We start from the raw sequence: 22,941 nt of genomic DNA, 5'->3' as shown, positions 1-22,941 counted from the left end.
ACAGGAAAGAATTTGCAATCGTTACAATAAACATAGTTCGCTAACGAGGAAAGGTATTAGCGATATTTTTCTTTAAAGGTTAAATTAAAGCTTTGTTTGATTGTATTGGTACTTATATTTTGAATTAGAAGGTAAATATGTCACAAACAATTATGGAGAAAGAAGCTAAGCAAGCGCCTGAAATTATCAAAGCGCAGCTTTTAGCAAATAAAGAACTCGTGCAAAAAATAGGTGCTACATTACGAGATGTAGACCCTAAAATGGTGATGATGATTGGCCGGGGTTCTTCTGATCATGCAGGAGTATTTGCTAAATATCTTATTGAAATTGAAGCGGGGATACCAACCTTTGCCGCCGCTCCCTCAGTATCTAGCGTGTATGGCAAACAACTTAAACTATCGCAAGCGCTTGTCATTGTAATTTCCCAATCAGGTCGAAGCCCTGATATTATTGCCCAAGCTGAAATGGCAAAAAAAGCTGGAGCCTATTGTATTGCTTTAGTTAATGACGAAAGTTCACCACTTAAAGATATTGTTGACCAAATATTACCGCTTAAAGCGGGGGCTGAAGTGTCAGTTGCAGCAACTAAAAGTTATTTAGCAACGCTATCTGCACTATTACAATTAACCGCTTATTGGACAGAAAATAAAACGTTAATTGAAGCATTAAATACACTTCCTTCAGCTTTGCAGGCAATTATTGATTCAGAAAGTCAATTAACTGCAAAAGCTATTGATGGTGTTAAAAATATGGTCGTGCTAGCGCGAGGTTTAGGCTTCGGTGTCGCTAAGGAAATGGCACTTAAATTAAAAGAAGTAACAAGTATTCACGCGGAAGCATTCAGTAGTGCAGAGTTTTTACATGGGCCAGTAACTTTAGTTGAGCAAGGACTCGCTATTTTAAACTGTGCAGTAGAAGATGAAAGCGCTCCCTCTCATCAAGCACAAATAGATGAAGTAGAACAACGCGGCGCTACGCTTATGCACCTAAGACAAACAGACAAAGAAGTACATCCACGTTTAGCGCCTTTATTGGTTTTACAACGCTTTTATATTGACGTTGCTGCTGTAGCTGTATCGCGTGGTTTTAATCCAGATGAGCCTAAAGGGCTTAAAAAAGTAACACGGACACTATAATGAAACAGTTAAGACTTCATGCAACACGATTATTTGATGGTCATCAATTTACTGAACATCAAGTATTAACTATTGATAATGGCGTAATAACAGCTATTGATAACGACATTACAAATATTGACTATGTGTTAGAAGGGTTAACTGTACCAGGATATATTGATCTACAAGTTAATGGTGGTGGTGGTGCATTATTTAACGACTCTCCCTCGTTAGATAAAATTAAACGCATCATCACCTCCCATTCACAATTTGGTACAACGGCAATGTTACCAACGCTAATCACCGATAAAATAGAGGTGATGAAGCAGGCCGCTGATGCAATGGCTGAAGCTATAGCGGCTAAAGTACCAGGTATTATTGGTATTCACTTCGAAGGTCCACACCTTTCTATTGCCAAAAAAGGTGCACATACAGCTGACTTCATCCGCCCAATTTCTGATGAAGAATGGCAAGTTTTATCTAGGAAAGACATAGGGGAAATAATTGTAACTTTGGCACCTGAAACAGTTTCTACTGATGATATTAAACGTATGCTCAAACTGGGCATTAAAGTATGTTTAGGCCATACCAATGCTGATTATAAAACAGCTCAAGCAGCAGTAGATGCAGGTGCCGATGGTTTTACGCATTTATTTAATGCAATGTCGCCGATTCAAGGACGTGAGCCAGGTGTTACTGGTTGTGCGTTGTTAAATGACAGTGCAAGCTGTGGCATTATTATTGATGGTCACCATGTCGATTATGCAAGCGTAAACTTAGCACTAAAAACTAAACCTGCAGGGACGATATTTTTAGTGACAGATGCAATGCCACCAGTGGGAACAACCGACACAGAATTTGCGTTCTTTGATCGCACTGTTTACTTAAATGATGGCAAACTAACATCAACAACAGGGGAGTTAGCAGGTTCGGCATTAGATATGGCAACTGCTGTTGCTAATACTCACTTTGAAGTTAAGGTCAGTTTGGATGAAGCAATTAGAATGGCAAGCTTGTATCCTGCAAGTTATATAGGTCAGGATGCAGTACGAGGAACATTAACTACAGGCAAGCAAGCAGATTTTGTTGTGCTTGACGATAAATTAACCGTAAAGTCAACATGGATAGCGGGGCAGGTCGTATATTCAGCTTAGTATCGCTAAGCTCACTCAATACTTAAGCTAATAAAATTACTATATAAAAATATAACAATAAAGCAATAGATGGGGAAGTAATGAACATGACAATAACAAACGAGAAAAAGCATAGCAGCGTACTGCCGATGGCCATAGTTGCTGTACTCTTTTTTATTTTGGGTTTTGCAACCTGGTTAAACGGTTCGTTAATGCCTTATTTAAAACAAATACTACAATTATCGCCATTTCAGGCATCATTAATTATTTTTTCATTTTATATTGCCGTCACATTTACCGCATTACCATCAGCTTGGGTTATTCGTAAAGTAGGCTATAAAAATGGTATGGCACTTGGGATGGGCGTAATGATGGTTGCAGGGTTACTATTTATTCCTGCGGCTAAAACTCAAATTTTTGCTTTGTTTTTGTTAGCGCAATTGATTATGGGGACAGGCCAAACATTATTACAAACTGCGGTTAACCCTTATGTTGTTCGCATTGGACCTGAAGAATCTGCAGCCGCTCGTGTAAGTGTTATGGGCATTTTAAATAAAGGCGCTGGTGTGGTAGCACCTATGGTATTTACTGCACTAATTCTGAGTAATTTTACTGGCACCGTTGGCACAGAGCTTACTCAAGTAAAGATTGATGAAATGGCAAATGGGTTAGTTTTACCCTATTTAGGTATGGCGGTATTTATTGGTTTATTAGCTTTAGCGGTAAAAAAATCACCATTGCCAGAGTTAATTCAAGAAGATAAAGAAAGCAGAGGTGAAGGACAACTTAAAGCCGCCTTATCTGTTCCAAGTTTGTTTTTGGGTGTTATCGCATTATTTTTTTATGTTGCTGTAGAGGTTATCGCTGGTGATACCATTGGTACTTTTGCTCTTTCCTTAGGTATTGAAAACTATGCAGTAATGACCTCGTATACTATGATCTGCATGGTGCTTGGTTATACTTTAGGCATTATTACTATTCCTCGGTTTATCTCTCAACCTACAGCATTAACCATCTCAGCTATTTTGGGTATTTTACTCACAGTGTTAATTATTTTTGGCGATAGTACTTCATTTGTTATCGCTAATGCATTGTTGGTACCTTTTGGTGGTGCACAACTACCTGATACCTTGATACTTATCGCTTTCTTAGGTTTAGCTAATGCAATTGTATGGCCTGCTGTATGGCCTTTAGCATTGTCTGGTTTAGGACTACTGACTAGCACGGGTTCAGCATTACTAATTATGGGAATTGCAGGTGGTGCGTTTGGGCCATTGTTTTGGGGGTTAGCAAGTGGTACATCGCTAGGTCAACAAGGGGCTTATGTTGTTATGTTACCTTGCTATATATTTATACTATTTTATGCCGTTAAGGGCCATAAAATGAAGTCTTGGAAATAACTTAACAAACATTAGCAGTTAAACAAGGTTAACGGTTATAAAATAAGTAGATGTTAGCGACAATAAATAACTTTAAAAGTAAAATATCTCACTAGGGCGTGTTGAACGATCTAAGTTGATCGACCCTAGATCTTGCATCTAGGTTTTTATCTTTTAATAAAGTAAGATGATGGCCTCAAAGCCAACCTACAAAGCGGGAGTGGGTTGTAGGTCGGTATTTATGCCGACAAAAGAAGTAAGTTTGAGTATCGTTGATGGCCTTATCGGTAATTGCTCCTAAATCACCCTACTACCGCCATCCTTGGCGGCAAAGGCCAACCTACAAAATTAAAGTTATATTGTAGGTTGGTATTAACTGCCATAATCAACAGACTGAAACCCAGGTTTTAACCGTTATTTAATTGTTCTTCGCTATATGTTGGCATTTCATGACCTTCACCTAAAGAGTCTGCAATTTCCTTAGGCATGTAGTTCTCATCATGCTTAGCAAGTACTTCACTTGCTGTCAGTAATTTAGGCTCTGTTAAGGTGCCATTGGCAATAATACCTTGGCCTTCGCGGAATAAGTCAGGCAAAATACCATCAAACTTAATAGTGACAGTTTCACCTTTGTTAGTGAGGTCAAATTGTACTTTTAAGTTATTTGGATCACGTTTAACACTGCCTGGCACAACTAAGCCACCAACACGAATACGTTGGCCTATAATTGGCTTTATACCTGAATCATCTTTACCGTTGACAATTTCACTAGGGGTATAGAATAGATCAATGTTTTGACTTAATGCATAAAGTACTAAGCCTGTGATCACACCAATAGCGGCAATAACAGCAATAACGATAGTCAGTCGCTTTTTACGACGTGGATTCATGATATAACCTCTTCAGATTTACGAGTAGATACAGATTGTTGCTGCATTTTAGCAGCTTGCTTTAATTTTTGTTCGCGTAGTTGGCGTTTTAGTATGTTTTGTTTAACTTGTTTATCTTTTTGTTTGCTTGAATAGATTAAACCAATTAATAAAGCAAAAGTGATCCCAAAAGATAACCAAACATAAAATCCATGATTTCCCATCGCAATAAAGTCATTTATATTAGTAAATTGCATTATTTAGACTCTCTTTGTTCAACTAATTCTTTAACCCAAGGTCGCATTGCGTTGCGCGCTAATACTTCAGTACGAAAGCGTATCGATACTATCCAACCAACAAAAAAAACAAAGCCAAAAAAGCACACCACAAATGGCCAATACATTTCTGAAGACATTGATGGTGCGCCAAGCTTGGTCACCGTTTGTCCTTGATGAAGCGTATTCCACCACTCAACAGAGTATTTAATAATTGGGATATTAACCACACCAACTAATGTTAATATACTGGCTGCTTTACCCCCTTGGTTTTTATCACTAAACGAGCTATGCAGAGCGATAACACCAAGGTATAAAAAGAGTAATATAAGTTCTGAAGTTAAACGCGCATCCCAAATCCACCATGTTCCCCAGGTAGGTCTTCCCCATGCAGCTCCTGTAATTAAGGCTATAGCGGTAAATACTGCGCCAACAGGAGCAATGGCAGCAACTGACGCATCAGCTAATTTTAATTGCCATACTAAGCCACAAAAAGCAATTACAGCCATGGTTGTGTATATGCTTAAAGAAAGAATAGCGGTAGGTACGTGAATATAAAAAATTCTAAAACTATCACCTTGTTGATAATCTGCAGGTACAAAAAGTAAAACCCATACTAATCCTATGCACATAAGCACAGTTGTTAGCAGCTTAAACCAAGGAATTAATTTACCTGTAAAGTGATATGACACTTCAGGGTTTGCATAAGGATGTAGCCATTTCCACATGTTAGTTTGTACTCACTTTTAATGCAGCAGATACTGCTAATGGTGCTAGAGTTAAGGAACCAATAAGTAATGCTCCAATTATAGCAAGTTGACCGCTATAGGGTAAGTTCATTGCAGCGGTATCGATCGCACTGGTAGCAAATATCAGTACAGGAATATATAAAGGTAAGATCAATAAACTTAACAAAACCCCGCCTTTTTTTATGCCCACTGTTAATGCTACGCCAATCGCACCAATGAAACTTAATATTGGTGTTCCAATTAATAAAGTTAAAAATAAAGCACCATAGCTGTTTTCATCTAAATGTAATAATACAGCAAGTAAAGGCGCTACAATAATAAGCGGTACACCAGTTAACAACCAGTGTGCAGCAATTTTACCAAGTACTAAAATAAAAACAGGATTAGGGCTTAATAATAATTGTTCTAGTGAACCATCGTTGTAATCTGATTTAAACAATCTATCAAGCGATAATAAAGAGGCTAATAAAGCGGCTACCCAAATAATACCTGGTGCTATTCGTGCTAAAGTATTTGGCTCTGGACCTATGCCCAATGGAAAAAGTGTGATCACAATAATAAAAAATAATAAGGGGTTAACAATGTCGTCTTTGTGGCGTAAGGCGATAGTAATGTCGCGCTTAAACACTAATAAAAATGCCTTGCTATAAGATAAACTTTTTGTTGTTAAATGTGCTTGGTTAGTTAAATTATTCATGAGTTAGCCGGTAATACCCTATTTAGAAAAAACGATATTCGAGCGTTATTTTTCTAAATAACGAAGGTGCTAAAGATAAGTCTTGGTGAGTGGTTAAAATAACACACCCTCCTCGTTTTGCATGATCAATAAATAGTTGTTCTATTTTTTTTACACCTACTTTATCAATAGCAGTAAATGGCTCGTCTAAAATCCATATAGGTGCTGTGCTTTGCCATAATTTGGCTAAGGCTATTCTGCGGTGCTGACCAGCACTTAAGTGACTTGCAAGCGCATCTTCAAAACCTAATAAACTAACCTCGGCTAATGTTTCTTCTGCACAAATACTTTCAAGTCCACTTAGCGCTAAATTAAATTCAAGGTTTTCTTGGGCGGTCATTTCACCTTTAACACCAGGTAGGTGCCCCAAGTATAAAAGGTTTTGATGATAGGTATCTTGTACATTTGTAATTTTGTGTTGTTTAAAATAAACGTCACCTTCATAGGGAGATGAAAGGCCAGCTAAAATCCTCAATAAACTCGTTTTTCCAGCACCGTTTGGCCCTTCAACTTGTACAATATCACCAGGATTAATAGTAAAAGAAAGTGCTTCAAATAAAATACGTTCTTCTCTAATACAAGTTAGTTGCTTTGCTGTTAATAACGCTGTTGGAGTTGTTGGCATGAATATTATGTTTTAATTATTAGCGAAAGATTATGAATGAGGTAATTCTACAACACATAAGCTTAATTTTATTGATCTTGATCCTACTATAGAAAAACAAAATATCCTATCATTCGCCTATCAAGACTTTTGCCTTGATAATAGGAATTATTGTAATTTAGTTGAATATTTATATAGGACCTTTGCTTCGTTATGTGTTTATTGCACATTATAACGGATAATGTCTTAGTTATATCCAACAAGCATTGTTATTATAATTTGGCTAAAGCCTCTTTATTCTTTGCTATGTAGACGTTTATTGCGAATAATCAATAACCTTAATGATTATTATGTAAGAAATAATTACATTGCTTAAAAATTATTAAAACAATGCTAGAATTGCTGCACTTTTTACGATCTCATATCTTTTCATTTGAGAGCAAAATTAATACTAAAGTTTTCTATGTTGTTATTATATAGAATTCGGAGACCTTTATGATACCTGAGTTAGGGCATTTCGCCTTAGTTATTGGACTCGCTTTTGCTATTTGCTTAAGCATAATTCCCCTCATTGGTGTGCATACTAATCATGCACAACTTACGCGATACGCTAAGCCGCTAACCTTTGGTATGTTTGCGTTTACCTCTATCAGTATTATTATTCTAGGCTATAGTTTCGTAATTGATGACTTTTCAGTACGATACATCGCTAGTCACTCTAACTCGCATTTACCTTATTATTTTAAAATAAGTGCGGTTTGGGGGGGACATGAAGGTTCTTTATTACTATGGGTATTTTCTTTAACAGCTTGGACCGCAGCAGTTGGCAAATACAGCAAAGGTATTGATGACGCTTTTATTGCTCGAGTATTAGCGGTATTAGGCATGGTTGCTGTTGGCTTTATGCTTTTTACATTATTAACTTCAAACCCATTCGATAGATTATGGCCAGTTGTGCCTAGCGAAGGGCGTGACTTAAACCCGTTATTGCAAGACGTTGGCTTAATTATTCATCCGCCAATGCTATATTTGGGTTATGTTGGTTTTTCTGTCGCATTTGCTTTTGCTATTGCGGCTTTAATGGCGGGAAAATTAGACTCTGCATGGGCTCGCTGGGCTAGACCTTGGGTAACTGCAGCATGGATATTTTTAACCTTAGGTATTGCGTTAGGTAGTTGGTGGGCATACTACGAACTTGGTTGGGGCGGTTGGTGGTTCTGGGATCCAGTTGAAAACGCCTCTTTTATGCCATGGTTAGTAGGTACTGCACTATTACATTCATTGGCTGTTACTGAAAAACGGGGGGCTTTTAGAAACTGGACCGTTTTACTGGCAATATTTGCATTTAGCTTGAGCTTGCTTGGGACATTCTTAGTTCGTTCAGGTGTGATCACCTCGGTGCACTCTTTCGCATCAGATCCAACGCGAGGTTCATTTATTTTAATGTTACTTGCTATTGCCGTTGGTGGTTCACTAATACTTTATGCTTTTCGCGCGTCAAATGTTTCTAGCTTTAGCCGCTTTGCTTTTTATTCGCGTGAAACGGCTCTATTGGTTGCGAATATTATCTTAGTTGTAGCAGCAGTAACCGTGTTACTTGGTACTATTTATCCACTTATTGTGGATGCTTTTGGCTTAGGTAAAATCTCGGTTGGTCCTCCATATTTTAATGCGGTTTTTATTCCTATTATGAGCTGTTTATTTTTAATTATGGGTATTGGACCACTTATCCGCTGGAAAAAAGCTAAAAAAGGTGAGCTAAGAAAACAAATTAGCAAGCCGTCGGTTATTAGTTTAATACTGGGTTTATTATTCCCCGTTATTTATGGTGGAGAGTTTAATTGGCTCGTTGCTATGGGAATGACCTTAGCCTTCTGGGTAAGCTTAGTGGTAATTAAAGACTTTAGAAACCAAGCTAAAAAAGCAAAAGGATACGACATCCGAAATGTTGGGCTAAGCCAATGGGGTATGACAATTGCTCATATGGGCATTGCTGTTACTATTGTTGGTATAACCATAGTATCGATGTATGAGAAAGAAGTTAACGTTAAAATGTTTATCAACGATAGCGTAAATGTTGCTGGATATGACTTTGTTTATAAGGGAATAAAACCCGTACAAGGCCCTAACTACTCTGCTGACCAAGGACAAATTGAGGTCTACCTAAACGAAAATTACGTTAGCACACTTAAACCTGAGCGTCGTACCTATTTAGTGCAAACCATGGGAATGACTGAAGCGGGAATTGACCCTGGATTGTTTAGGGACTTATATGTTGCCTTAGGCGACCCATTACCTGATAACGCATGGGCAATTCGAATTCACTACAAACCGTTTGTTCGTTGGATTTGGCTAGGTGCCATATTTATGGGTATTGGTGGCCTTTTCGCAATGGCTGACAAACGTTATCGTCGACGTAAATCAACAACGGTTGAAGAGAGTAATTCATCAGTAACTTTAAAAATTGAAGCGGAGAGCTAAACTTCATGAATAAATTGATTCGTTTAATTCCTCTAATTTTATTTATTGCGCTAGGAGCAGTGTTATATAGAGGGTTGTCGCTTAACCCACAGGAATTGCCCTCCGCGTTAATTGATAAAAAAATGCCGAGCTTTGAGTTAACACAATTACTAAATCCTGAAGTTACATTAACAGAGCAAGATCTTAAAGGTCAGATAGTGCTATTAAATGTTTGGGGTACTTGGTGTGTATATTGTAAATATGAACATCCATACCTAGTTGATATAGCAAAAGGTGGCCGCGTTTCACTTTATGGGCTCAACTACAAAGACGATAGAGCAGATGCAACGCAGTGGCTTAGTGATTACGAAAACCCTTATATATTCTCAATTTTTGATGATCTTGGAAAGTTGGGTATTGAACTAGGGGTTACTGCAGCACCTGAAACTTTCGTTATTGACCAAGCTGGCGTTATCCGTATGAAACACGTTGGTCCTATCGATGCAAAAGTATGGAAAGATAAGTTTTTGCCGTTAATCGAAATACTTGAAAAAGAAAATCAAGGAATTAGCTGATCATGAATCGTTTAGTCATTTTTATAGCGTCAATTATATTTGCATTTAATGTGTCGGCTTTTACTTCTGATACCTACACCTTCGATGACGAAGTGACTCAAATACGTTATAACGCATTAGTAAAAGAGCTTCGTTGTCCGAAATGTCAAAATCAAAACTTAGCTGATTCAAACTCGCCTATTGCTGCAGATTTACGCCGCGAAGTTTATGAACTGTTACAGTTAAATAAGTCTGATGGAGAAATTGTAGACTTTATGGTGGAGCGTTATGGTGAATTTGTACTGTATCGTCCTAAATTCTCTGCTTTAACGTATATTCTATGGTTTGGTCCGGCTATTTTATTGTTTATTGGTGTAGTGATCGTAATGTTTGTATTAAAAAACAGCGCCAAGAAAAAACAGCCACAGCAGTTATCAACTGCCCAAAAAAATAAACTTGAACAAATACTAAAAGACAAATAACTCATGCCTGAATTTTTTATAATTGCTTTAATTTTTATTGCGCTTACTTTATTAGTTGTATGGTTACACTTTATCAGACAAGGAAAGCAGCCTGAAAAAGCTGATAATAGCCTTCGAGATGAAATCAATGTTAGGCTTTATCATGAGCATAAAGCTGAAATTGAAAAAGACTTTTCCCAAGGCAACATAGATCAAGAAAGCTATGGATATTTATTAGCAGAACTTGATCAGAGCTTATTACAAGATATTGAAAAAAACGAGTCTGAAAAAAATACGATAGACGCGAAAGCCAAACGATTATCAATACTTTGGCCAATAGGTTTGTCGATTTTTATTGTTGCTTTTAGTGCATATTATTATCAGCAGCATGGTGCCTACCAATTAGTGTCAAGCACACCAAAAATGAGCGCGGACAACGAGCAATTAAGTGCAGAACAAGCTGCATTTGTTGAACTACAAAAGATAAAAGCAGAACTGGATAAAGATCCTGAGAATGCCGACTTATGGTATAGCTATGGCCAAGGCCTTGTTGGCACGCGCCAATTTGACCAAGCACAAGCAGCTTTTGATAAAGTAATGACACTTGAAGGTGAGAAAGCAGATATCTATGGGGCAAAAGCGCAGGCGAGTTATTATAAGGACCAACAAAAACTAACAGCTGAAGTTAAGGGTTTTATTGATAAGGCATTAAGTATTGACGCTAAAGACCCGTCAACTAATATCTTGTTAGGAATGAACAGCTTTTTAGAGCAAAACTTTCAAGAAGCGATTGGCTTTTGGCAGATAGTCGTTGACGATAATAGAAGTAATGTCAATGTAGAAGCGCTTAAACAAGCAATTGGTGAAGCTAAAAATCGTATGATGCTAAGCCAAACCCCTGCTTCTGATACTAGTGCAGTAAACGATACCAAAGTAACGGTTAGCGTGAGCTTATCAGCAAGCCTTGAAGAGCAGTTAGCACAGAGTGAAGATAAAGTAGTCTTTATTTATGCAATACCAACGCAGGGGCCACGTATGCCGCTTGCTGCGATTAAACTGAAAACTAGCGACTTACCAGTAGAGGTAACACTAACAGACGCTAATGCAATGACACCTCAAGCTAAATTGAGTGATGCCACTACAGTACACTTATATGCAATAGTGTCTCTTGATGGCGGTGCAGGTATTAAATCTGGCGACTTTAAAGCTGAAATAACGAATGTTGATGTAACGAATGACAAAACTCACTCGTTAGTGATCGATAAAGTCGTTGAGTAAGTAATATATATACCCCACGTTACTTTATTTAGCGTGGGGAAGAAAATTTAAAGTAGATAAGACTATAAAAGGTAGTTAATTCATGTCACGGTTTTTAGGTCGTACTAAAAGTATTCATCAAACAAAAGCAAAAACAGCAATTTTACTGACTAACTTGGGTACGCCTGAAGCACCTACAGCAAAAGCGTTACGCACATACCTTCGTGAGTTTCTATCTGATCCACGTGTAGTAGAAATTCCTCGATTAATTTGGCTGATGATTTTACATGGCATTATTTTACGAATTCGGCCTAAAAAATCAGCTAAGCTCTACGAGACTATTTGGACAGAGGAAGGCTCTCCTTTACTGGTGATCGGTAAAGCCTTAACCAACAAGGTCAATCAAGCAATTAGCGCCAAATATCAAGACGAAGTCGTTGTGGATTTAGCAATGCGATATGGTGAGCCCAGTATTAGTAAAGCGTTAGATAACTTCCAACAACAAGGCGTGCAAAACATAATTGTATTACCGCTTTATCCACAATATGCTGGACCAACTACCGGGTCGACTTTTGATGCGGTATTTAATTCAGTTAAAACGTGGCGCTGGATACCGTCAATTCACTTTATTAGTAGTTATCATGATCATCCGCTTTACATAAAAGCATTAGCTAATAGTGTGAATGAGCATGTTGCTCAATTTGGTAAGCCAGATAAGTTCGTATTATCTTATCATGGCATGCCTAAGCTCTTTTTAGATCAAGGTGACCCATATTATTGTTTTTGTCATAAAACCACACGTTTACTTATAGCAGAATTAGGTTGGCAAGAAGGCGATTATATTATGAGTTTCCAGTCACGTTTTGGTAAAGCAGAATGGTTAAAACCCTACACCGACGAAACATTGGAGACACTCGCTCAGCAAGGAAATAAACATGTTGCTATTATTAGCCCTGCTTTCAGCGCTGACTGCTTAGAAACGCTTGAAGAACTCGCCCACGAAAATAAAGAAACTTTTATTGAGGCAGGTGGTGAAGAGTATCATTACATAGGTGCTTTAAATGATCGCGACGACCATTGCCAAATGGTGTTAGATATTGTTGAACAGCACTTACCCGTTAATGACAAATAAAAATGACAGTATATAAAAAGCGTTTTGCTTTAGATAAACCTTATTACCAAGAATGTTTTGAACAGTCAGTTGCGCCATTAGCATTTCATCAAGCTTATTTAAAAGCCGCAATATTACTAATACTAGGCGGCGCGCTAGTACTTTTTAGCGAAATAAACCAATACGCTGCTTGGTTTATATTTTCTTTAGGCGTTGTTGAGGCCATAGCACAATACTATCGAAAGCCTTGGTGGGTTATGCGACAAATGTTAAGTCGTGCAGCTAAAGGTGATGTTGATTTAACCATCGACGAAGTCAATATTCATACAAAATCTTTCTACCATGAACAAACTATCGCCTGGAACGCAATAACCGGGTTAACAGAGACTTCAAAAGGCTGGATAATTATTCATAATGAAGGGCGAACCTATATATCAAAACAGCATTTGAATGATGATATTAATAAACGTTTAATACAAAAGTCAGCAGAGAGTAGATTTTGATACGTTAAAATCTGGCTAGAGCCTGTTGATTTTTGTGGTATAAATCCAAAGGGCCACGAGCGTATTTCTGATATTTCTATACTGTTAGCATTTTACTGAGTAGAATAACCTGAATTCGAGATAAGCTAAGTACACCAAAGCTACGATTTTTATGCGTATCTGTGTTATACCAATCTCACTAATTATGTGATCATTTCTACTGGTTAAAACAATCAACTACTGCGTTATTTATTTTATAATTATCGCTACATGGATGTATCTTATGTGGACAATGCAGGAGGACGAAATAATCTAAAATATTGCAAAGTATGGCTTTTATACGCGTTAAACGTACATCTATTATCCCGAGTTCAGGTCAGATTAACTTAATGGCAAAAGTGGTGCCTAGTACAAATATCAAACTAACGGTTGCCAAATCATAGACCAACACGCTCCAAAGCAATCTCATATCAGTGAAATGAATATCAACAACTGCTTTTGCACTTAGATGACCAGAGTAGGGATTATTTGACTTTTTATGGTATGAATTTTCAACAATAAATCATTTAAATCGAAAAAACCGTTATTTTTAGGGACAGACTTCCACAAAACCCCACAATTTCATCAACTTCCTTAAAAGCCTTAATTTTAGTAGTGATCACGCTACTCAAATTAGTAAATCATTGCTTGACATCACTTCACTTTACTCACTAAACTGTAACAATGTGGAAAAAAGTGGGAAATAGTGGATCTTAAAGATTCAATTATAAAAATAAGGTTATGTTCAGAGGCACTAGCGCAATTACGCTTGATACTAAAAATAGAATCACGATACCTACAAGGTACCGCGAGGAGCTATTTGCCGATTGCCAAGGAAAAATGGTCTGTACAGTTGATATTCAACACCCTTGTTTACTCCTTTACCCACTTCCTGAATGGGAAGAAATCGAACTAAAGCTTTGTGGGTTATCAAGTATGAATCCACAAGAGCGAATACTACAGCAAGTATTATTAGGTAATGCATCAGACTGTGAAATTGATAAGAGTGGCCGCTTATTAATTAATGGTCCGTTAAGACAACATGCCAGCTTAGAAAAAAATATTATGCTAGTAGGGCAACTAAAGAAATTTGAAATTTGGAGCGAAAGCGCGTGGCAAGAGCAGATGCAGCAAGGCATTGCGAAAATACAGTCAGGTGAAATAGAGCTTACAGAACGATTACTTGATCTGTCCTTATAACAAACAAAAATTTTTATTAAAAAATGGCGTTTATTCAAATGCAAAAAGATAAGTCTCACATTTCGGTATTGCTTGACGAAGCAATTACCGGACTCTCGATCAACCCAGACGGTATATATATCGACTGCACCTTCGGTCGCGGCGGCCATTCGGGACTAATTCTCTCTCAACTTTCAGAACATGGCAGACTTATTGCCATCGACAGAGATCTCAGTGCAATTAAAGCAGCGGAAAAATTTGCTGATGATGCGCGGTTTTCAATTGAGCACCAAGGGTTTGCTGAACTAGATGCTATTGCTGAAAAGCTTGGCCTAAAAGGTCAGGTAGACGGTGTTTTAATGGATTTAGGAGTTTCGTCGCCACAACTTGATGAAGCTGAACGTGGTTTTAGCTTTATGAATGATGGCCCGCTTGATATGCGTATGGACATTACTAAAGGGCAAACAGCTGCACAATGGTTAGCAAAGGCAGATGTAGAAGATATTAGCTGGGTATTAAAAACTTTTGGTGAGGAAAAACATGCATGGCGTATTGCGAATGCCATTGTTGATACTCGTGAAGAGTTTCCGTTAACTCGTACCGGTGAATTGGCTGCGTTAATTAAAAAAACAGCACCGCAAAGAGAAATAAAAAAACACCCTGCTACCCGCTCTTTTCAAGCCATTAGAATTTATATTAATAGCGAGTTAGAGCAAATAGAAAAGGCTCTAGCTGCATCGTTAGATGTGCTTAAAGAGGGTGGACGTTTAGTGGTGATCAGTTTTCATTCGCTTGAAGACCGCATGGTTAAACAATTTATGAAAAAGCATTCACAAGGTAAGCAAGTACCAAGAGGTTTTCCTATGAGTGAGGCTGAATTAAACAAAGGAAAAAAACTGAGTTTAGTGGGTAGAAAATTAAAACCGTCTCTACAAGAAGTAGAAGATAACGTGCGCTCGCGTAGTTCTGTAATGCGCGTCGCACAAAGGTTGGCTGATTAAGTAATGGCGACAAAAAAGGTCGTGCTAGCATTCGATATCTGGCATGACATTCAGCGTCATTTTTTAGTTTATGTGTTGTTGCTGATGGTTGTTGCGTCGGCATTTTCGGTTATTTACTTAACCCATTTAAATCGTCAAACAACAGTTAAGTTGGAAAACTTGTTAACAGACCGTGATGAATTAGATGTTGAGTGGCGCAATTTATTACTTGAGCAAAACAGCTTAGCTGAACACAGCACAATTGAAAGTAAGGCAAAAAATCGACTTCAAATGAAACGCCCAAGCGTAGATTCTGAAATCATTATTAAAATAAAATGAGTAACAACGTGAGCAAAAAAGCAATAAATTACAAACCAAAAACAGTAGCATGGCGTTTTTACGTTGTGCTTTCTGTTGTGGTGTTAATTTATGTTAGCTTAGCGGCTCGTTCGGCTTATATACAAGTTGTAGAGCCTGATATGTTGAAACAGCAGGGCGACTTACGTTCATTACGCATTTCTGAAAATGAAGTACATAGAGGTGCAATAGTTGACCGCAATGGTGACGAACTTGCCGTTAGTGTACCTGTTCAAACAGTATGGGCTGATCCGAAAACCGTTATTGAACAAAATGGTTTAGCAATGGTTGAACATTGGCAAGCATTAGCAGATGTACTGGATCAAAATGTAATAGAGTTAAAGAATCGTATTACTGAAAATCCTCGCCGTCGATTTGTTTATGTAGAACGTCAACTGTCTCCAGCAATGGCTACTTATATAAAACAGCTTAAAATTCCTGGTATATTTCTGCGAAAAGAGTCTAAACGCTTTTACCCAACGGGTGAGATAAGTGCGCATGTTGTTGGTTTTACTGATATAGACGATCAAGGTATTGAGGGCATTGAGAGTGTTTATAACAAGCTACTGACCGGTGAAAGTGGCAAAAAACGCTATAGAAAAGATGCTAAAGGCAATCCAGTTGAAATAATTGAGGATATTGAATCTAGTCCTCCTAAAGATCTAGTACTTAGTATTGATCAACGTATACAAGCTCTTGCTTATAAAGAGTTAAAGGGCGCAGTTCGAGCGTTCAAAGCAACATCTGGTTCTGTTGTTGTTACTAATGTACATACAGGTGAAGTGTTAGCGCTAGTTAATAGCCCTTCATACAACCCCAATAACCGATCTGGTGTTGCAGTGCATAGGCTACGAAACCGTGCGATAACTGATTTCTACGAGCCCGGCTCAGCGATGAAACCGTTAACGGTATTATCAGCTTTAGAATTTGGTGAAGTAAAAGCTAACAGCATGATAGATACAAGCCCTGGTTGGATGCGTATTGGTGGAAGAAGAATAAGCGACCCAATTAATCGCGGTAAAATGTCGCCAGAAGATATATTAATTCAAAGCTCAAACATGGGAACGTCTAAGTTAGCGTTATCATTACCAAAAGATTTTTTTCTTGATAAGTTTTTTGAAGCAGGGTTTGGCGAGCAAACAGGTATTGAGTTGATGGGAGAGAGTAGCGGCATTATGCACCAACGCCAACGTTGGTCACAGTTTGAATTGGCCACGCTTTCTTATGGAATGGGGGTTGCTACTACACCGTTACAACTTGCTAGGTTTTATTCGACCTTAGCCAATGGCGGTATTAAAACAGCACTGACTATATTAAAACGCGATAAAGACACTAATGTAATTTCTGTTGAAGACAGCGAACGTGTGTTTTCACAGAAAAATAGCTTAGCGGTAGTTAACATGCTTGAATCTGTGGTTGATGAACATGTTAAACGAGCCAAAGTAGAAGGCTATCGCGTTGGTGGAAAAACAGGTACCGCTTTTAAAGCGATGGCTGGGGGGTATGGTAATGATTATGTTGGCTTGTTTTCTGGTATTGGGCCAATTTCACATCCAGAAATTGCAGTTGTAGTTGTTATCAATGAACCTGGTGGTGATTTATACCATGGTGGTGAAGTTGCTGCGCCGGTATTCTCCCGAGTGATGAAAGGCGCATTGCGACTACTGAATATTGCACCAGATGCTAATAGCCAAACTGTTGTACTAGGCCAAGGCGCCATTTCAACTACTGAGGTATTGAATAAAAATCAAAAAGGGGAGTTAACTGATGCATAACTCTCATCCTATTAATAACGCTTTAACTCACTTTGCTATTACTGTTGCCGAAACAATTGTACTGAATGCAACAAGCAAACTGGTTAATGACAGTCGCCAACTTGTAATGGGCGATGTTTTCTGTGCTGTTATTGGTTCTCAAATTAATGGTCGAAAATTTATCCCTCAAGCATTAGCACAAAATGTTGCGCTAATAATTGCAGAGTGCGAAAGCGAACAAGGTCATGGTGAAATTGAAACTGTCACTACAGCAAATGGTAGTAGTATATTAATCATTAATATTTTTCAATTAAACCAACATTTATTTGATCTTGCGAGCCAGTTTTATAATTACCCGCAACGTAAGCTTCAACTTATTGGCATTACAGGTACTAATGGTAAAACGAGCATAAGCCAACTTACCGCTAAATTACTCTCAACGTTAAACAAGCCTTGTGCAGTTATTGGTACTAATGGTGCAGGTTTGGTTGATGCACTTACGGAAATTGAAAATACAACGCCAGGCTCAACCGAACTAGTAACTTGGTTAAAGTCGTTTGAGCAAGAAAAGATAACGCATGTAGCAATGGAAGTGTCGTCACATGCACTTGCACAAAAGCGTGTGAGTGGCGAATTATTCGATATAGCGGTGTTTTCAAACTTATCACGTGATCATCTTGACTATCACGGCACTATGGAAAGCTACGCAGAAACAAAATATCAAATATTTACTCAGCAAGCTGATCAAATTGCAATAATCAATGGTGATGATAATCAAGCATCAAAGTGGCTAAGTAATTGGCCAGCGTCTCAGCCTGTAATTGTATACGGGCGTAGCGATCTTATAACCCAATATGTAGCATATGCCAAAGCAAGCGATATTAGCCACAGCCAGAAAGGCGCTTGCTTTACCTTAAGCACGCATCTTGGTGAAATTGAAATTCAAAGTCCACTATTGGGTGATTTTAATATTGACAACTTACTTGCGGCTATTGCGGTACTTATGGCTAATAACGTGAGATTAACTGAAGTGGCTTCAGCGGTTTCTTTATTAACACCAATAACTGGGCGTATGGAAGCTTATTTCAACAAAAACGCACCAACAACAGTGGTTGATTATGCACATACGCCTGACGGGTTAAAAAATGCATTACAGGCTTGTCGTCAGCACTGCAAAGGTCAGTTATGGGTAGTATTTGGCTGTGGCGGCGACCGTGATAAAGGTAAGCGCCCATTAATGGGGCAGGTAGCGCAGCAAATGGCTGATAAGATTGTGCTTACTAATGATAATCCGCGTACTGAACAGCCTCAAAATATAATTAACGATATTTTAGCTGGGTGTAAAAATACAGCTGAAATTACAATTGAATTAAACCGACAATTAGCCGTTGAGCAAACAATAAAATCAGCTAAAGCGGGCGATGTTGTCTTGTTAGCAGGTAAAGGGCATGAGAACTATGTCGTTATCGGTACAGAAAAAGTGCCATACGATGAACGCGCTTTAGTTAAACAACTTTATTTAAGCGAGACTTTGATATGATCCCATTACGCTTATCTGAAATTGCACATGCGCTAGACGGGCAATTAATTGGCCAAGATATTACCATTAACCAAGTTACCACCGACAGCAGAACATTATTAGTAAACGATCTGTTTTTGGCCCTTAAAGGCGCTAACTTCGATGGTCATCGTTTTATTGAACAGGTTGTTGATAAAGGCTGTAGCGCTCTAATTGTTGACCACCAATGTAATGTCAATGTGCCACAAATCATTGTGGCTGATACCCATAAAGCATTAGGAATGCTCGGTGCATTCGTACGTTCTCAGTTATCATTAAAAGTAGTTGGTATAACGGGTAGTAGCGGCAAAACAACGGTAAAAGAAATGGTCGCCGCAATTTTGTCACGTTTAGGTAATGTTTTGGCCACACAGGGTAATTTTAATAATGATATTGGTGTGCCTTTAACTTTATTGCGTCTTGACACTGCCCATGACTATGCCGTGATTGAACTCGGTGCCAACCATATGGGTGAAATTGCATATACTTCTACATTAGTGCAACCAGATGTTGCCATTATTAACAATATTGCTGCAGCTCATTTGGAAGGCTTTGGTGATCTTTGCGGTGTTGCACGCGCAAAAGGTGAGATTTTTGAAGGCCTGAAAACTAATGGCGTTGCTATTTACAACAAAGACTGTCGTTATGCCAACAAATGGCAATGGCGATTAGTTGATAAAGATGTTCGCCGTTTTTCATGTGTTGACGAGTCTGACTGTTATAGCGCTAATATCATTTTAAATGAAGATGGCTGTGCTACGTTCAAGTTAAATACTCATGTTGGTAATGTTTATATCGAATTAACAGTACCTGGCAAACATAACGTGTGTAATGCAGTTGCAGCAGCAACTATTGCCTTAGAGTTTGGTGCCAGTTTAGATGATATTCGCTTAGGCTTAGCTGAAATGGCACCAGTAAAAGGGCGTTTAAACCTTCATCACTTGCCTAATAATATTAAACTAATCGACGATACTTATAATGCTAATGTTGAGTCTATAAAAGCCGCTACAGAGTTGCTCGCAAGTTACCCTGGTCGTCGCATTTTAATTATTGGTGATATGGGAGAGTTAGGGGCTAATGCGCGCACGTATCATCAAGAAGTAGGTGAACACGCCGCAACTTGCAAAGTGGATGACTTATTAACACTTGGTGTGTTAAGCCAAAGTACATCAGATGGTTATAATCAAAAGTCAGGTAAAAAAGCGTATCATTTTAGTGAAAGAACACCACTAATGACACAATTAAAGTCGTTGCTTACCGATGAAGAGCAGCAAGTATCAATTCTTGTGAAAGGCTCACGCAGTGCTCACATGGAATATGTAGTAAACGATATTATACAGTGGTGTGAAAACCCAGTAACAGAGGAGAAAGTCTAATGTTACTTTGGTTAGGCGAATATTTAACCCAATACTATAGCTTTTTTAATGTTTTCTCGTATTTAACGTTTAGAGCAATAGTCTCTACATTAACAGCGTTAGGTTTAGCGTTATTTTTTGGTCCTAAATTGATCAGAGCATTACAAAAAATGCAGATCGGACAAACAGTAAGAGACGACGGCCCTGAAAGTCACTTATCAAAGTCAGGTACGCCGACTATGGGCGGAATATTAATTTTAGCTGCAATCGTTATCAGCGTATTGCTTTGGGCTGATTTGAGCAATAGATATGTTTGGGTGGTACTTTTTGTGGTATCGAGTTTTGGCATTATTGGTTTTGTTGATGACTACCGCAAAGTTGTACGTAAAGACTCTAATGGGTTAATTGCACGTTGGAAGTACTTTTGGCAAACCGTTATTGGCTTGGGTGTGGCTTTTTTCTTATATGCTAGTGCTCAATCCCCGCAAGAAACAGCCTTAGTGCTACCTTTTGTAAAAAATGTAATGCCACAACTAGGTATGCTTTATATATTTTTAGCGTATTTCGTTATTGTAGGTACTAGTAATGCAGTTAACTTAACTGATGGCTTAGATGGATTAGCTATTGTACCCACGATAATGGTAGCGGGCGCTTTTGCCGTATTTGCTTATGTAACTGGTAACGTTAATTTCTCAAGCTATCTCAATATTCCTTATATACCACTAACGAGCGAGCTGGTAGTAGTTTGCACTGCTATTGTTGGAGCTGGTTTAGGTTTTCTCTGGTTTAACACTTATCCCGCGCAAGTTTTTATGGGCGATGTTGGCTCTTTAGCACTAGGTGCTTCGTTGGGTGTTATTGCGGTATTAGTTCGTCAAGAACTCGTGTTATTTATTATGGGGGGGGTGTTTGTAATGGAAACAGTCTCCGTTATTTTACAGGTAGGTTCCTATAAATTACGCGGTCAGCGAATATTTAGAATGGCACCAATACATCACCATTACGAATTAAAAGGTTGGCCAGAACCGAGAGTAATTGTGCGGTTTTGGATAATTTCATTGGTCTTAGTATTAATAGGGTTAGCAACGCTTAAATTGCGTTAACAGGATAAAATGACTAGGTTAGAGCAAGTAATTGCAACGTTAATAAACAAGAATATTATTGTGTTAGGCGCAGGCTTAACCGGTATTTCTTGCATGCGTTTTTTAAAAACGCATGGGCTTAACTTTGCTGTTATTGATAGCCGCGACAATACTCTGAATCCAGCTGAGTTTAGTAAAGATTATCCTCAGTGTAATTTATACCAAGGTGAATGGCACTTTGACTTAATTGAAAAGGCTGAAGTTATTTTACTTAGCCCAGGTATCAACATTGAAGCTCAAGGTATTGCTAAACACATTAACACCAATTGTAAAGTGATGGGCGATGTTGAACTGTTTTGTCAAATCAATGAAAAACCTGTGGTGGCAGTAACGGGCTCTAACGGTAAGTCTACCGTTGTTTCACTATTAGCTCATGTAGGCAAAGCTATCGGTAAAAATGTAGGCTTGGGTGGTAATATTGGTGTGCCAGTGCTAAGTCAATTAACCAATAATGTGGAAAGCTTTATTTTAGAGCTTTCAAGTTTTCAGTTAGAGCATATATCAAGCTTAAAGGCACAAGGTGCTTGTGTGTTGAATGTAAGTGATGACCACCTTGACCGTCACAAAACGTTAGCCAATTACGCGATAATTAAAACACAGATATACAATCAATGTCAGGTGGCAGTATTTAACCGCCAAGATAACTTAACCAGAGTTAACAATATTAACGAAGCAACTCAATTAGTTAGCTTCGGCACTGATGAACCATCAGAAGGTGATTTTGGTTTAAAAAATGAGCATGGTGAGTTTTTCTTAATGCAAGGCACTAAGGTGTTAGTACCATTATCTCAATTGCCTTTAGCGGGCCTACATAATGCTGTTAATTATCTAGCGGTATTGGCACTAGGGCAAAGCTTGTCGTGGCCAGTCAATGACATGTTACTTCATTTACAAAGTTTTAACGGTTTAGCTCATCGTTGTCAGCGTGTTAATACTAACGATGGTATCAGCTGGATAAATGACTCAAAAGCAACCAATGTTGGCGCATCAGTAGCCGCGATAACAGGTTTAGCACCAACTTTAGCGGGTAAAAAGCTTATTTTAATTGCTGGTGGTGAAGGCAAGGGGGCAGACTTCTCGCCATTGAAAGCATTGTTTGCCGAACACGTTTCTAAGATATATGTATTAGGTAAAGACCGAGCGAAAATAGCACAACTAAGCGAAAAAACAGAAATTGTTAATACCGTACAAGAAGCGGTAGAACATGCAAAGAAGATAGCTTGTGAGGGCGATATCGTCTTGTTATCTCCTGCGTGTGCCAGTATTGATATGTTTCGTAACTATGAAGAACGTGGCCAAACATTTGTTAATGCCATTAACGCTAACATTAGGGAGGCTAGTTAATGATTACTGTCGCTAGTCACTTTAATTGGCCAAACATTAAGTTACCTC

General features: G+C 38.4%; 22 protein-coding genes. 17 read left to right on the top strand and 5 right to left on the bottom strand.

The window, feature by feature from the left end; translation table 11 throughout:
- Positions 1-137: 137 nt before the first annotated feature.
- The 3 genes from nagB-II to nagP all read left to right on the top strand — a co-directional run bounded on the left by nagB-II (position 138) and on the right by nagP (position 3,648).
- The gene (nagB-II, locus tag QUD79_RS13205) at positions 138-1,136 is read left to right on the top strand and encodes a glucosamine-6-phosphate deaminase NagB-II (RefSeq protein WP_184421250.1); all 999 of its coding nucleotides are present in this window, start codon (positions 138-140) and stop codon (positions 1,134-1,136) included.
- Positions 1,136-2,269, top strand: a complete 1,134-nt coding sequence (nagA, locus tag QUD79_RS13200; RefSeq protein ID WP_184421252.1) for an N-acetylglucosamine-6-phosphate deacetylase — start codon at positions 1,136-1,138, stop codon at positions 2,267-2,269. The genes nagB-II and nagA overlap by 1 nt, the downstream gene beginning before the upstream one ends.
- Before the next feature lie 86 nt (positions 2,270-2,355).
- Entirely contained in the window at positions 2,356-3,648 is a 1,293-nt protein-coding gene (nagP, locus tag QUD79_RS13195; protein WP_184421255.1) for an N-acetylglucosamine MFS transporter NagP, read from the top strand.
- 386 nt (positions 3,649-4,034) lie between these two features.
- Here the strand turns inward: nagP and ccmE are convergent, their stop codons facing one another.
- Genes ccmE through ccmA form a run of 5 tightly spaced genes read right to left on the bottom strand, consistent with a single transcriptional unit; the run spans position 4,035 to position 6,881 of the window.
- Positions 4,035-4,517 (bottom strand): cytochrome c maturation protein CcmE, encoded by a 483-nt coding sequence (gene ccmE / locus QUD79_RS13190; protein ID WP_184421273.1) that lies wholly within the window; start codon positions 4,515-4,517, stop codon positions 4,035-4,037.
- Entirely contained in the window at positions 4,514-4,753 is a 240-nt protein-coding gene (ccmD, locus tag QUD79_RS13185) for a heme exporter protein CcmD (RefSeq protein ID WP_184421276.1), read from the bottom strand. The genes ccmE and ccmD overlap by 4 nt, the downstream gene beginning before the upstream one ends.
- The gene (locus QUD79_RS13180) at positions 4,753-5,499 is read right to left on the bottom strand and encodes a heme ABC transporter permease (protein ID WP_184421279.1); all 747 of its coding nucleotides are present in this window, start codon (positions 5,497-5,499) and stop codon (positions 4,753-4,755) included. The genes ccmD and QUD79_RS13180 overlap by 1 nt, the downstream gene beginning before the upstream one ends.
- Position 5,500: 1 nt before the next feature.
- Complete coding sequence (gene ccmB / locus QUD79_RS13175; protein WP_184421282.1) at positions 5,501-6,217, bottom strand: heme exporter protein CcmB; 717 nt, start codon at positions 6,215-6,217, stop codon at positions 5,501-5,503.
- Positions 6,218-6,239: 22 nt separating this feature from the next.
- The gene (ccmA, locus tag QUD79_RS13170; RefSeq protein ID WP_184421285.1) at positions 6,240-6,881 is read right to left on the bottom strand and encodes a cytochrome c biogenesis heme-transporting ATPase CcmA; all 642 of its coding nucleotides are present in this window, start codon (positions 6,879-6,881) and stop codon (positions 6,240-6,242) included.
- A gap of 474 nt (positions 6,882-7,355) precedes the next feature.
- Here ccmA and QUD79_RS13165 point away from each other — a divergent pair, with 474 nt between their 5' ends.
- From QUD79_RS13165 to murD, 14 genes are all read left to right on the top strand, one after another.
- Positions 7,356-9,341 (top strand): heme lyase CcmF/NrfE family subunit, encoded by a 1,986-nt coding sequence (locus QUD79_RS13165; protein ID WP_184421287.1) that lies wholly within the window; start codon positions 7,356-7,358, stop codon positions 9,339-9,341.
- A 5-nt stretch (positions 9,342-9,346) separates the two neighbouring features.
- Positions 9,347-9,895 (top strand): DsbE family thiol:disulfide interchange protein, encoded by a 549-nt coding sequence (locus QUD79_RS13160; RefSeq protein ID WP_184421289.1) that lies wholly within the window; start codon positions 9,347-9,349, stop codon positions 9,893-9,895.
- A gap of 2 nt (positions 9,896-9,897) precedes the next feature.
- Complete coding sequence (locus tag QUD79_RS13155) at positions 9,898-10,356, top strand: cytochrome c-type biogenesis protein (RefSeq protein WP_184421291.1); 459 nt, start codon at positions 9,898-9,900, stop codon at positions 10,354-10,356.
- Positions 10,357-10,359: 3 nt separating this feature from the next.
- The gene (gene ccmI, locus QUD79_RS13150) at positions 10,360-11,613 is read left to right on the top strand and encodes a c-type cytochrome biogenesis protein CcmI (protein ID WP_184421293.1); all 1,254 of its coding nucleotides are present in this window, start codon (positions 10,360-10,362) and stop codon (positions 11,611-11,613) included.
- A gap of 82 nt (positions 11,614-11,695) precedes the next feature.
- Complete coding sequence (hemH, locus tag QUD79_RS13145; RefSeq protein WP_184421295.1) at positions 11,696-12,724, top strand: ferrochelatase; 1,029 nt, start codon at positions 11,696-11,698, stop codon at positions 12,722-12,724.
- A gap of 2 nt (positions 12,725-12,726) precedes the next feature.
- Positions 12,727-13,206 carry a YcxB family protein gene (locus tag QUD79_RS13140; RefSeq protein ID WP_184421298.1) on the top strand — a complete coding sequence of 160 codons (480 nt, stop codon included), beginning with the start codon at positions 12,727-12,729 and terminating at the stop codon, positions 13,204-13,206.
- A 759-nt stretch (positions 13,207-13,965) separates the two neighbouring features.
- Entirely contained in the window at positions 13,966-14,424 is a 459-nt protein-coding gene (gene mraZ / locus QUD79_RS13135; RefSeq protein ID WP_184421300.1) for a division/cell wall cluster transcriptional repressor MraZ, read from the top strand.
- Positions 14,425-14,462: 38 nt separating this feature from the next.
- On the top strand, positions 14,463-15,404 hold the full coding sequence (gene rsmH / locus QUD79_RS13130; protein ID WP_184421303.1) for a 16S rRNA (cytosine(1402)-N(4))-methyltransferase RsmH: 942 nt from the start codon (positions 14,463-14,465) through the stop codon (positions 15,402-15,404).
- A 3-nt stretch (positions 15,405-15,407) separates the two neighbouring features.
- Entirely contained in the window at positions 15,408-15,722 is a 315-nt protein-coding gene (gene ftsL, locus QUD79_RS13125; RefSeq protein WP_184421306.1) for a cell division protein FtsL, read from the top strand.
- Positions 15,719-17,515, top strand: coding sequence for a peptidoglycan D,D-transpeptidase FtsI family protein (locus tag QUD79_RS13120; protein WP_184421308.1), 1,797 nt, complete (start codon positions 15,719-15,721; stop codon positions 17,513-17,515). The genes ftsL and QUD79_RS13120 overlap by 4 nt, the downstream gene beginning before the upstream one ends.
- Entirely contained in the window at positions 17,508-19,034 is a 1,527-nt protein-coding gene (locus tag QUD79_RS13115) for a UDP-N-acetylmuramoyl-L-alanyl-D-glutamate--2,6-diaminopimelate ligase (protein WP_184421310.1), read from the top strand. Before QUD79_RS13120 ends, QUD79_RS13115 begins: the two co-directional genes overlap by 8 nt.
- Complete coding sequence (gene murF, locus QUD79_RS13110; protein WP_184421313.1) at positions 19,031-20,428, top strand: UDP-N-acetylmuramoyl-tripeptide--D-alanyl-D-alanine ligase; 1,398 nt, start codon at positions 19,031-19,033, stop codon at positions 20,426-20,428. Before QUD79_RS13115 ends, murF begins: the two co-directional genes overlap by 4 nt.
- Positions 20,428-21,510 (top strand): phospho-N-acetylmuramoyl-pentapeptide-transferase, encoded by a 1,083-nt coding sequence (mraY, locus tag QUD79_RS13105; RefSeq protein WP_184421316.1) that lies wholly within the window; start codon positions 20,428-20,430, stop codon positions 21,508-21,510. Before murF ends, mraY begins: the two co-directional genes overlap by 1 nt.
- Before the next feature lie 9 nt (positions 21,511-21,519).
- Positions 21,520-22,893 (top strand): UDP-N-acetylmuramoyl-L-alanine--D-glutamate ligase, encoded by a 1,374-nt coding sequence (gene murD / locus QUD79_RS13100; protein ID WP_184421319.1) that lies wholly within the window; start codon positions 21,520-21,522, stop codon positions 22,891-22,893.
- Positions 22,894-22,941 lie beyond the last annotated feature (48 nt).

The sequence above is a fragment of the Thalassotalea piscium genome, from assembly GCF_030295935.1.
Classification (GTDB): Bacteria; Pseudomonadota; Gammaproteobacteria; order Enterobacterales; family Alteromonadaceae; genus Thalassotalea_B; species Thalassotalea_B piscium.
The sequence above is the reverse complement of the archived record's forward strand: the minus strand, read 5'-3'. Positions and strand labels throughout refer to the sequence as shown.

Excerpts from the sequence above, each read along its gene's own strand:
- ccmD (WP_184421276.1), bottom strand. The coding sequence starts at position 4,753 with ATGCAATTTACTAATATAAATGACTTTATTGCGATGGGAAATCATGGA.
- hemH (WP_184421295.1), top strand. The coding sequence starts at position 11,696 with ATGTCACGGTTTTTAGGTCGTACTAAAAGTATTCATCAAACAAAAGCA.
- nagP (WP_184421255.1), top strand. The coding sequence starts at position 2,356 with ATGACAATAACAAACGAGAAAAAGCATAGCAGCGTACTGCCGATGGCC.
- ftsL (WP_184421306.1), top strand. The coding sequence starts at position 15,408 with ATGGCGACAAAAAAGGTCGTGCTAGCATTCGATATCTGGCATGACATT.
- mraZ (WP_184421300.1), top strand. The coding sequence starts at position 13,966 with ATGTTCAGAGGCACTAGCGCAATTACGCTTGATACTAAAAATAGAATC.
- murD (WP_184421319.1), top strand. The coding sequence starts at position 21,520 with ATGACTAGGTTAGAGCAAGTAATTGCAACGTTAATAAACAAGAATATT.
- ccmE (WP_184421273.1), bottom strand. The coding sequence starts at position 4,517 with ATGAATCCACGTCGTAAAAAGCGACTGACTATCGTTATTGCTGTTATT.
- nagB-II (WP_184421250.1), top strand. The coding sequence starts at position 138 with ATGTCACAAACAATTATGGAGAAAGAAGCTAAGCAAGCGCCTGAAATT.
- QUD79_RS13155 (WP_184421291.1), top strand. The coding sequence starts at position 9,898 with ATGAATCGTTTAGTCATTTTTATAGCGTCAATTATATTTGCATTTAAT.
- QUD79_RS13115 (WP_184421310.1), top strand. The coding sequence starts at position 17,508 with ATGCATAACTCTCATCCTATTAATAACGCTTTAACTCACTTTGCTATT.
- mraY (WP_184421316.1), top strand. The coding sequence starts at position 20,428 with ATGTTACTTTGGTTAGGCGAATATTTAACCCAATACTATAGCTTTTTT.
- rsmH (WP_184421303.1), top strand. The coding sequence starts at position 14,463 with ATGCAAAAAGATAAGTCTCACATTTCGGTATTGCTTGACGAAGCAATT.
- QUD79_RS13160 (WP_184421289.1), top strand. The coding sequence starts at position 9,347 with ATGAATAAATTGATTCGTTTAATTCCTCTAATTTTATTTATTGCGCTA.
- murF (WP_184421313.1), top strand. The coding sequence starts at position 19,031 with ATGATCCCATTACGCTTATCTGAAATTGCACATGCGCTAGACGGGCAA.
- QUD79_RS13120 (WP_184421308.1), top strand. The coding sequence starts at position 15,719 with ATGAGTAACAACGTGAGCAAAAAAGCAATAAATTACAAACCAAAAACA.
- ccmA (WP_184421285.1), bottom strand. The coding sequence starts at position 6,881 with ATGCCAACAACTCCAACAGCGTTATTAACAGCAAAGCAACTAACTTGT.
- QUD79_RS13180 (WP_184421279.1), bottom strand. The coding sequence starts at position 5,499 with ATGTGGAAATGGCTACATCCTTATGCAAACCCTGAAGTGTCATATCAC.
- ccmI (WP_184421293.1), top strand. The coding sequence starts at position 10,360 with ATGCCTGAATTTTTTATAATTGCTTTAATTTTTATTGCGCTTACTTTA.
- ccmB (WP_184421282.1), bottom strand. The coding sequence starts at position 6,217 with ATGAATAATTTAACTAACCAAGCACATTTAACAACAAAAAGTTTATCT.
- QUD79_RS13140 (WP_184421298.1), top strand. The coding sequence starts at position 12,727 with ATGACAGTATATAAAAAGCGTTTTGCTTTAGATAAACCTTATTACCAA.
- QUD79_RS13165 (WP_184421287.1), top strand. The coding sequence starts at position 7,356 with ATGATACCTGAGTTAGGGCATTTCGCCTTAGTTATTGGACTCGCTTTT.
- nagA (WP_184421252.1), top strand. The coding sequence starts at position 1,136 with ATGAAACAGTTAAGACTTCATGCAACACGATTATTTGATGGTCATCAA.